At 30.9% G+C, this 337-nt stretch carries 1 pseudogene; it reads left to right on the top strand.

Going from position 1 to position 337, the window contains the following annotated elements:
• The first annotated feature begins 92 nt into the window (after positions 1 to 92).
• A pseudogene (locus tag MMY95_RS15725) lies at positions 93 to 303 on the top strand (hypothetical protein).
• The last annotated feature ends 34 nt before the right edge of the window (positions 304 to 337 follow it).

The following is a 337-nucleotide window of genomic DNA, read 5'->3' as shown; positions in this document are numbered from 1 at the left end:
TTGCTTTATGCAGAGAATCTTCATAAACCTGGCAACAAAATTTGAATAACTAACTGTAAGAACTGCGTATCTAAACTGAAATCATTATTTTGATGTTAGGAGTAATTAAAATGGACGAAAAAAGTATTAAAACTAATTGATGAAATGCTCGTTGATCCTTGGCAAGTTGATATTCAAGAGTTGTTTGAAGCTTTTCTCAATGAATCCGACGAAATCAAAAAGAGTTTGTATAATTCCTTATACACTTATATTTTGCAAAAAAGACAAGAAGATATTATTAATCGACCAGGTTTCGTAATCTAGCCCTCTAAGAACGTGTTTAGAATCTTTTCAAGAG

This window comes from Lactiplantibacillus sp. ME-2 (assembly GCF_022549155.1).
Classification (GTDB): Bacteria; Bacillota; Bacilli; order Lactobacillales; family Lactobacillaceae; genus Lactiplantibacillus; species Lactiplantibacillus plantarum.
The sequence above is the reverse complement of the archived record's forward strand: the minus strand, read 5'-3'. Positions and strand labels throughout refer to the sequence as shown.